Source organism: Maribacter sp. MMG018, assembly GCF_018100785.1.
GTDB lineage: Bacteria > Bacteroidota > Bacteroidia > Flavobacteriales > Flavobacteriaceae > Maribacter.
Window position 1 is genome coordinate 1 of the sequence record NZ_JAGJEC010000010.1, and the last position, 10,405, is coordinate 10,405.

5 protein-coding genes are annotated in these 10,405 nt (G+C 40.4%); all 5 read left to right on the top strand.

The window, feature by feature from the left end:
* Positions 1-640, top strand: a 640-nt coding sequence (locus J8L85_RS17825; protein ID WP_211019533.1) for a gliding motility-associated C-terminal domain-containing protein, incomplete at its 5' end; no start/stop codon positions are given.
* Positions 641-652: 12 nt separating this feature from the next.
* The gene (locus tag J8L85_RS17830; protein ID WP_211019534.1) at positions 653-1,606 is read left to right on the top strand and encodes a type IX secretion system membrane protein PorP/SprF; all 954 of its coding nucleotides are present in this window, start codon (positions 653-655) and stop codon (positions 1,604-1,606) included.
* A gap of 14 nt (positions 1,607-1,620) precedes the next feature.
* Complete coding sequence (locus J8L85_RS17835; RefSeq protein WP_211019535.1) at positions 1,621-3,564, top strand: OmpA family protein; 1,944 nt, start codon at positions 1,621-1,623, stop codon at positions 3,562-3,564.
* A 427-nt stretch (positions 3,565-3,991) separates the two neighbouring features.
* Positions 3,992-8,080 carry an FG-GAP-like repeat-containing protein gene (locus tag J8L85_RS17840; RefSeq protein WP_211019536.1) on the top strand — a complete coding sequence of 1,363 codons (4,089 nt, stop codon included), beginning with the start codon at positions 3,992-3,994 and terminating at the stop codon, positions 8,078-8,080.
* 447 nt (positions 8,081-8,527) lie between these two features.
* Positions 8,528-10,405: hypothetical protein (locus J8L85_RS17845; protein ID WP_211019537.1), on the top strand; the 1,878-nt coding region annotated here is incomplete at its 3' end.

Genomic DNA, 10,405 nt, shown 5'->3' on the forward strand with positions numbered 1-10,405 from the left:
TGACGGAACGCCGGACTATCTGGATCCGAGCAATGAATTGTTGGATGTTGTTGATGATGATGTTTCAACTTCTGAGGATACACCTTTAGATATTGATATACTGGCAAACGATACGGATATACCCGCGGATGGAACATTAACATTCACTGATCCATCGAATGGAACCCTAGTGGTCGATGACGGAGGTACTCCCGATGATATCAGTGACGATACGGTTACATATACACCTAACGATGGATTCTATGGTACGGATAGTTTTGAGTATACCATATGTGATTCTTTTGGTAATTGTGATACCGCAACGGTTACCATAACTGTAGAAGAGTCTATATCTAAAAAAATTGAGGTAAACCAGATGGTGACACCAAACGGAGATGGGAAAAACGACTTTTTATTTATTAGAGGTACTGAAAATATCAGATATAGTAAGTTGAGAATTTTCAACAGATGGGGTGTAGCGGTATATGAAGGTGAAAATTATAATAACCAAAATAATGTTTTCGATGGTAGGTCTAGAGGAAGGTCAACATTCAATGTTGAGAAATATCTACCGGCGGGTATCTATTATTACATTTTTGACTATACCACATTAGATGGAGAGCATTTTGTGGATAGTGAGTATATTTACATTGATAGATAACATCATAACAGTATGAATATCAGAAATAAAGTTCTTAGTTTATTAGCAGTTTCATTACTTTTTTTAGGAGTGATAAATGCGCAGCAAGATGCCCAATATACTCAGTATATGTTTAATACGATGAGTGTGAACCCTGCCTATGCGGGTTCTAGGGGACAATTGAGTATTGCCGCTTTATATCGTTCCCAATGGGTAGGTCTAGATGGTGCCCCTACTACTCAAACCTTAAACCTTCATTCTCCGATCCGTAATAGTAAATTAGGATACGGACTGTCCATCGTTAATGATGAAATTGGTAATGGTACGGTACAGGAAACATATTTTGATGCAGTTCTTTCCTATACTATTGATGTTTCACGAGAAGGGAAACTATCTTTTGGGTTAAAGGCCGGTGGTAATTTATTGAACCTTGATTTTACCAAGCTGAGAAATTTCGATGCGGAACCTGTTAATTCCAATAATATAGAAAACAAGTTTTCGCCAAATATCGGACTTGGGTTTTATTATCATTCCAATAAATTTTATGCAGGTTTATCTGCACCAAACCTATTACAGACGGAGCATTTCGACAATTCTGAAACAGATGCTAATTCGGTTCAGTTTTTATCCAAAGAAAGAATAAACTTTTATTTTATTACAGGATATGTCTTTGACTTAAATGGTAATCTTAAGTTTAAACCTGCACTTCTGACCAAAGTGGTTGGCGGTGCACCTCTACAAGTAGATTTATCCGCAAATTTTATGTTTAACGAAAAATTCACTTTTGGTGCTGCTTACCGCTGGGATGCTGCCGTAAGTGCCATGGCAGGGTTTCAGATTTCAGAACAGTTTATGCTAGGTTTGGCTTATGACAGGGAAACAACTGAATTGGGAGGTACCCAGTTCAATGATGGTTCTTTTGAGGTCTTTTTAAGATTCGAATTGGTAAAATCTTTCCAAAGATTAGTGTCACCCCGTTTCTTCTAAATATGAACAATCACATGATGAAAAAAATACAGTTTCTCATTTTTATTGGGCTCATAATCAATATAAACAGCACTTTTGCTCAAGAAAGATTGCTTAATAAAGGGAACGAAAAATATGAGGAGTACTCTTTTAGGCCAGCAATAGATATCTATAAAAAGGTATTGGAAAAAGGATATGCCTCTGCAGACCTATTAAGAAAGCTTGGGAACTCTTATTATTATAATGCAGATTATAAGGAAGCTGGTGAAACTTATGCCAAACTTGTTGCCGATTACCCAACAGAAATTACAGCGGAAGATTATTTCAAGTATGCCCAATCACTAAAATCATTGGGAGATTATGAAAAGGCCGGCATTATTATGTCAAAATTTTCTGAGATTACTTCAAATGATTTAAGGGCTAGTGAATACAAAACCGAGCGCGATTACCTTGCGGAAATAAAGGCAAACTCGGGCAGATACGAACTTAAACCTTTTGAGTATAATTCTCCCTACACAGAATTTGCCCCTTCGTACTATAAGGAGGGACTAATATTCTCTTCTGATAGGGATACTGGTAATTTTGCCAGATATCGTCATACATGGAACTCAAAAGATTTTTTGGATTTGTATAAGGTGAATTCCGATAGCTCCTCGATAGATAATGTTGTTAAGCTTGATGATAATGTAAATACTCGATTACATGAATCCACGTCCATCACAACCAAAGATGGGCAAACCATGTACTTTACACGAAACAATGTTGTAGAAGGCAAGTATAAAAAGGACGATAAAGGTATAATTAGGTTAAAGATTTTTAGAGCTCAATTAATGGAAGATGGCACATGGGGTGAAATAGAGGATTTACCATTTAACAGCGATTCGTATTCTGTGGCCCACCCTGCATTGAGCCCTGATGAAAAAACACTTTATTTCGCTTCTGATATGCCGGGATCTATAGGTGAGTCCGATATTTTTAAAGTTGCGATCAACAATGACCGAACTTTTGGCCCTCCTATAAATCTGGGTTCAAATATAAATACAGAGGCAAGGGAGACCTTTCCTTTTGTGACCAATAATGAGATATTATATTTCTCTTCTGATGGGCACCCAGGTTTAGGTGGGTTGGATGTTTTTGCAACCAAGATTAAACGAAACGATTTCACCGGTAAGGTCATGAATGTGGGCGAACCTGTTAATAGTATTAAAGATGATTTTACCTTCATCTTTAACGAAGAGACAAAGCAAGGTTATCTTGCTTCAAATAGGGATGGAGGTCAAGGTTATGACGATATATATGGCTTTTTGGAGAAAGAACCACTCGTTTTTGATTGTATCCAACAAGTTACCGGTACTGTTAGAGACAAGATTTCCAATCAAGTATTGGTAGGTGCGACCATAAAGGTTATTGATGAGGAAAATGAAGAATTGTTATCTACAATAACTGATTCGGAAGGAGAATATAGCCTGACCTTGGATTGTAATCAAGGTAATTTTGTAAGGGCTCTTATGGAGGGGTATGTACCACATGAAGAGTATATAGGTGAATCTGATGGTAAGCCAAAAATCATTGATTTTTACCTTGAAAGAGACCGGGTTACAGCTGGTTTTGGAGATGATTTAGCTAAATTATTGCAATTAAGCACCATTTACTTCGATTTTGATAAGTATAACATTCGCAAAGATTCTGAAGTAGAAATTGAAAAGGTAATTGCGGCGATGGAAAAATATCCTAGTTTAAGATTAAAAGTGAATTCGCATACGGATAGTAGAGGCCCTGCAGCCTATAATTTATGGCTGTCACAAAAAAGAGCAGAATCTACCGTAAATTATATGATTAAAAAAGGAATATCTCCAGATCGCTTGGTATCAGAAGGTTATGGGGAATCTAAACTTTTGAACGAATGTGCCGACGGGGTTAAATGTTCTGCTGAAAAACACGAATATAACAGGCGTTCCGAGTTTATAATTCTGGAATAAATAAATAGTTTTTTAATCAACGGGCTATAGTGTAGTTCTATAAACAGCATAAAGCCAATGTCATTTTCCTTTTTTTAAGATGATTCAATATCTATATTGGGTATTGAGCATTTGGATAGGTTAAAATAAAAAGGAATTTCCTGGTTGCATAGGTTTCTTTTTTATCGTGGTCTAGAATTAATAGGAAAATCACCGAAGAAAGAAAATCCTGAATTTATGGGTCTGTAATAGACTACAATTCTTTCATTTAAGCTCAAAAGCCCTGTTTTTAAGGTAGGTTTAAGGGCTTGCCATCAGTTTTTCATTTCCATACTTCTGGTTTATGGGTGTTTACAACATTTTTTTTTCTCTTCTTAATGAATGGTTGATTTTTGAAATACTTAATAATCAGCTAAGGACTCCCCATAAATTAGCATTTTAAATATCAATGATGAAATTTTCCGAAATCAAGAATTATTTTTCGGTAAAACAAAGTCTTCTAGTAATGATCATGTTTGGCACGGTACTATCAAGTGCCCAAACAACCTTTACGGAAAGTGCGGCTTCTTTTGGTTTGAATTTGGGAAAAAAGAAGGATGGAGGACATGCTTGGGCCGATTTTGATGGCGATGGCCTTTTAGATGTTTTGGTATTGGAAAACAACAGTGGTAATGGAGTAAAGAGTTTTTTGATGCGCCAATCCCCGGCTGGTACTTTTACCAATGTACAAAGTACGTTGGCTCCTGGAATGCTTGGTGATGGAGCGGAAAGGCAAGCGGTTTGGGGAGATTTAAACAACGACGGCAGACCCGATTTTATGATCAATTCCCACGGTAGTTACGGATCGGGGGTAGCAATTCAGATCTTTATACAAAATGCGAACGGTACTTTTGGAAATGGGGTGGGAGGTACTAGCCCTATAACTATAGGAAGATCGGGAGCTACGATTAACATAAGCAGTTTAAATACAGAAGGAGCTGGTTTCTTCGATTTTGAAGGGGATGGCGATTTGGATATATTTTTTGATAGCCACAATTTTGGGATAGAACTGTTAAGGAACAACTTTATAGATCACACCACCCATAGCATTGTTAATCCCGGTCCTGGCAGTTTATTTACTCATATTACCCCAGGTAGTGGTAGTGGAGTTACCGAGTATGGCCTCAACCAATATGCGACCGATGGAGATTATGGTACGGCGGCAGATGTCAATGATGATGGGTGGGTAGATATTTTTATGAGAAAACGTGATGAAAACGATTTTTTTCTCAATCAAGGAGGGATGTTCGCGAATGGGGCAGACTTGGGTCAGGCATATAATAGTAACAAGGGCGGCAACGGATTGTGGGATCTAGATAATGATGGGGACTTGGATGCCGTTTGGACGGAAAACGGTTTAACCCAAATATTTCGGAATGATGGGGCTGGTGTTTGGACGGCATTGGGATCGAGCGTTTTTCCCGGTCTGCCACAACCCTCAAATACCAATAATGGGTCCTCCTCCGCACGAATAGATGCCTTGGCCGGTGGTGATATCGATAACGATGGTGATATCGATTTACTCTTGGTTGGTAATAGTAGAAGTTATTTGTATATCAATCAATTAAATAGTCCCACTCCCGCACCAGGTGTCGTAGGTAGTGGATCCCCGATGACCTTTAGTCTGGATCCAGAGACCTTTAATAGCGGTAGAGATGGCGAGGGTACTACCATGGTCGATGTGGATGACGATGGTGACCTCGATATCTACATGAACATCAACAATCACTTTAACCAACTTTATATTAATAACTTACCTGCGGCAAACAGAAAAAACCACCTTATAGTAAATGTGACCGAAGACCGTTCGGCAGATGGTAGCACAGGTGCTTTTCCCGGTCGTGTGGCCATTGGTACCAATGTAATTATAAAAGATTGTGCAGGTAACATCGTCAGTGGACTCAGACAGGTCAACGGGGTCTACGGCCACGGCACCCAGCAACCGGAGCAGGTTCATTTTGGCTTGCCCTTAGGGGAAGATGAAACGTATATCATAGAAGTTAGATACCCCAATTTTGTACACCCTACCAATGGTGTTACCCGATTGGTCGCCACTACTGTAGCCCAGCCTAGTACCATATCCGGAACAAATCATTACTCAATGACCACTACGGATGCCGAAACTATAGAAAACCCCAATCCTCCCGTTGCCAACGATGATTTGGAGGTCGTTTCCTATGGAAATACGGTTTCTGTTCAAATCGATTTGTTCGCCAACGACTCTGAACCCGATGGGGAAAACTTTTTTATAGAAAGTGTGGTTCAACCGGCCATAGGAAATGTAAGCATAGACGATGCGGATAACGGTTTGGTAACCTATACTTATAGTGGCGCAACACCTTTTCCAGGAACTACCTTTGAGTATACCATTACCGATGCCACATCAACTATTTGTCCGGCACAGGGAAAAAGTGACACGGCGACGGTAACCGTTTATGAGCCTTGTGCAGATCCGACAGGTATAGATACCGATGGTGACGGAATCAACGATGTGTGCGATCTGGATAACGACAACGATGGTATTTTGGACACCGATGAATGTATCGACTCTTCTGCACTTGTTGAAAATGGCGATTTTACCGATTGGATATTTTATAACAGTTGGACAGGCTCTGGGCAAAGTTGGAATAAAAATGCCAACCGTGCCTATTATGCACAATGGAATGGTGCCGGTACGGCTACATTTTATCAAACCATCAACGTATCTCCCAATATTTTAAATACCATAACTTTTGACGTTGGTGCCTATGCCGACTATTCTGGGGAGTCAACGCTCGAAGTCAAGATAGATGGTGTAGTATACTATACGGAAACCTCGACCCAGATAGCGGTTGCTAATGGAGGTAATGCCCAAAATGGAAATGAGACGTTATACATGGTTTCTAGAAGCTTCTCTTTTACACCAACGTCTAATACCGTAACATTAAGTTTCGATGGATCTTCGCCGGTAAATAATCACGATTTGTTATATGTAGACAATGTAATGTTAAGTACCGGTTGTGGGGATTTGGATGGTGATGGTATTACAGCTGTTTACGATTTGGACAGTGATGGTGATGGTTGTTTTGATGCATTGGAAGGGGCCGGTAGTTTAGCTTTTTCCGACTTAAATGGTGATGGAACTATTGCTGGGACAGTAGATAATAATGGAGTTCCAATAGCGGCCAGTGGAGGACAGGGAAAAGGAAGCAGTGCCGATTATACGGTAACTTCCGGTTTATGCGATGATGATGGCGATGGAGTGAACAACGCAAACGATAAATGTCCGTATTTCGATGACGCCATTGATAGTGACAATGACGGTATACCCGATGGATGTGACGTAGATGATGATAATGATGGTATCTCCGATTGCGATGAATCTACCGAAAGCGTATCGAATGAGTTCGCTTGGACACTGAACACACCGTCGGGCAACCTGGAAATGGATACTGATTATACTCCTGAAATTAATGATTGGATATTGGACGAAACCAAGACCATGGTCTTGAACAGCCCTATATTCAGTATTAGTGGCAGTAATTTGCGAATAAGCTCAATGTCTGCCCAGAATAAAGAGGAAGCTATTGCCAATGGTGATTATGTAGAAGTGTCTTTCACGACCGGGTCTGAACTTTCTTCTATTCTGCTGAACCAAATCAGATCAGGTTGGTACCAACCTAATCAGGGCGATTCTTATTATACGGCAACGGCCTTTACCAAGGTAGGCTCTAACGTTTGGACAACTTTGTCAGAAGATGTTTTACATACTGATGACGGAAGTGGTTATGCTACTTTTCAACATTTGGCGACCGGACCCCTTTACTTGGATGCGGATACCGAATATGCATTTAGATTTTATGCATATGGGCAAATGGACGATTCTTCCGAGTCCTATTCAATTTTAGATGATATTGCTTTTGGTTTTATAGCTTGTAGAAGTGGTGATCTCGACGGTGATACGACCCCTAATCATTTAGATGATGATAGCGATGGTGATGGCTGTAACGATGCTGATGAGGCTTATGGGGTATCTGGAACGGATTCTGATGGCAATGGCATGTACGGCTCCGGTAGCCCAACGGTCAATTCGGACGGTTCGGTGGCAGCGGCTTCTTATGATGTTCCAGAGGATGGCGATTCTGATGGTAATTATGATTTTTTACAAGCGGGTGTAGCACCTATAATAACATTGCAACCTCAAAATAGTACCATTTGTAGTAGTTGTAGCACAACCATGGAGGTATCGGCATCCAATACGGATATTTATCAATGGCAGTTGTTTAATGGTAGTACATGGGAGGATTTAACCGATACCGGCATACATAGTGGAACAACTACAAACGTTCTCACTATTACCAATCCATCGGGTGCTGCTAACGGAAATCAATATAGGGTTGTTGTAGCCAATTCAATATTCGTATGTAGTGCTCCAATTTCAAGTACGGCTACTCTCACGATTGAGAGTGCTACCGTCATTACCAATCGAAGAATAACCTACAGAATTCGTAAAGATTAAATAGCAACAGTTTTTTAATACAGATAATGTGTAGAACATTTTCAAATTAATGTATGGCTTAAAGTTGTTTTAGGTTCGGTTTAATGTTAACGAGCTACATGTATTCAAGTGGTAGATTGCTCGTTTTTACATAGTTTTTGTGAAAATTTACCTGGAAATGTATTAAATATAAAACCCTTTGAAACGCTAATTATGATGGGGTGTTTTCGATAAAATGTAAATAAATGGGAGGAATGCAAACCTCATATTTGTCTACCTATACTGTACAAATAACTCAGTACACAACATTTATTTTAGAAGGTAGACCTTAAAATCAATCTTTGTAAGATATGGTTACGATAAGTCTGCATTGATTTCATTAAAATCAATTCGCTATGAATATCATAACAAAGAATAAAACTTTAGAGACTATAGAAATTTCTGAAAATGAAATTGAAATTAAAAAGTATGAGAAGTCAAATTATTACAACTAAAAGTAGTGCTTTAAAAAGTGCACTGGCAATTTTCACCTTACTATTGTCTAGTTTTGCATTTGCGCAAACTACCGTTACTTTAGAAGATCAGTGTAATTGTGAAGTTTTACAAGGTACCGATGTTTCTGCCCCAGGGGTAACTACACCAGCGGGTGCCGATCTTGGAGACTTATACGTGAATACCACTACAGGTACTATTTATTTTTGGGATGGTGATTCTTGGGAATTGACCGCTACCGATTTAAATACGACCAATACTAGTTTTACAATAGATTCGGTTGCCGGTGATCTTGTAATAACCGATAGTGATTCGAATGAAGTTAGGGTTCCGTTGGCGGACATAGCGGCAGAAGTTGATACGAACACTACCAATGTAACCTTCGAGGTTAATACTACAACAGGTACATTGGATATTGTAGATTCAGATGCGGGAATAGTATCGGTTCCATTGACGGACATAGCTGCAGAAGTGAATACAGACGATCAAAATGCTACTGAGGTAAACCTTTTGAACCCCATCGATGTTGATGGTGATAGTACCAACGAGACAACGGTAGAGGAAGCTTTGGCCGATTTGGCTGCAAACAATGCCCTTGATTTGGACATTGATCCAACAAACGAACTTACCACCAGCGGAAGCGGCGTTCCTGCAGGAGCACCTGCCAATAACAATCCTGGGGTAACTTATCTTGATACAAGTACGAACGAACTATATGTATACGATGGTACCAACTGGACTATGGTTACGGATAACCAAAATGCTACTGAGGTAAACCTTTTGAACCCCATCGATGTTGATGGTGATAGTGCCAACGAGACAACGGTAGAGGAAGCTTTAGCCGATTTGGCTGCAAACAATGCCCTTGATTTGGACATTGATCCAACGAACGAACTTACCACCAGCGGAAGCGGCGTTCCTGCAGGAGCACCTGCCAACGATAATCCCGGGGTAACCTATCTTGATACAAGTACAAATGAGCTGTATGTCTACGATGGTACCAACTGGAATATGGTTACGGACAACCAAAATTTGAGTGAGGTGTTGGCAGATGGTAATGATGGTGGCGGATTGGCCATCACCAATATAGCCAACCCTTCCAATGCACAGGATGCCGCTACAAAAGCTTATGTTGATGGTGAAATAGCTGCGGCGACTACCCTTAACGACGGACAAATATATGTTGGCGATGCTGGCAACAATGCTGTAGGTGTGACAGCATCGGGAGATGCGACCATATCCAATACTGGGGTTATAGATTTGACGGCCGATGCTGTTGAAACGGATGAGATTATAGATGGTGCGGTAACCAGTGATAAGATATTGGATGGTACAATTGCCACAATTGATATAGCCGATGATGCTGTAAACGCCGAAAAAATAAATAGCGATGTAGCGGGATCTGGATTGGTACAGAATGCATCAGGTGCATTGGATGTGGATGTTTCTGCTTTGACGGGAGACGGTAGTATCACTTCTAGCGATATAGATGTCACAGGAGGTGTGAATTCCACATTGAATGATGTAACATTGACCATAGCGGATAACGCGATCACAAATGCAAAGATGGCTGATGATGCCATTACCACTGCCGAGCTGGCAAATGATGCTGTTTCTTTAGAGAAATTGGCCCACGGAACCGCTGACGGACAGGTGATGCGTTGGGATGCGGCAACCTCTTCCTGGACCTTGGTAGACCTTGGTTCGGTAACGGTAACGGAAAACGATGGTGTAATCGGTAACGAGGTAACCGGGGCTACAGATGGAACATTGACGCTCTCTGGGTTAGGAACGACGGTGAGTCCTTTAACATTGGGGATAACTGCAGGTGGTGTTTCTACGGTGCAGCTCGCC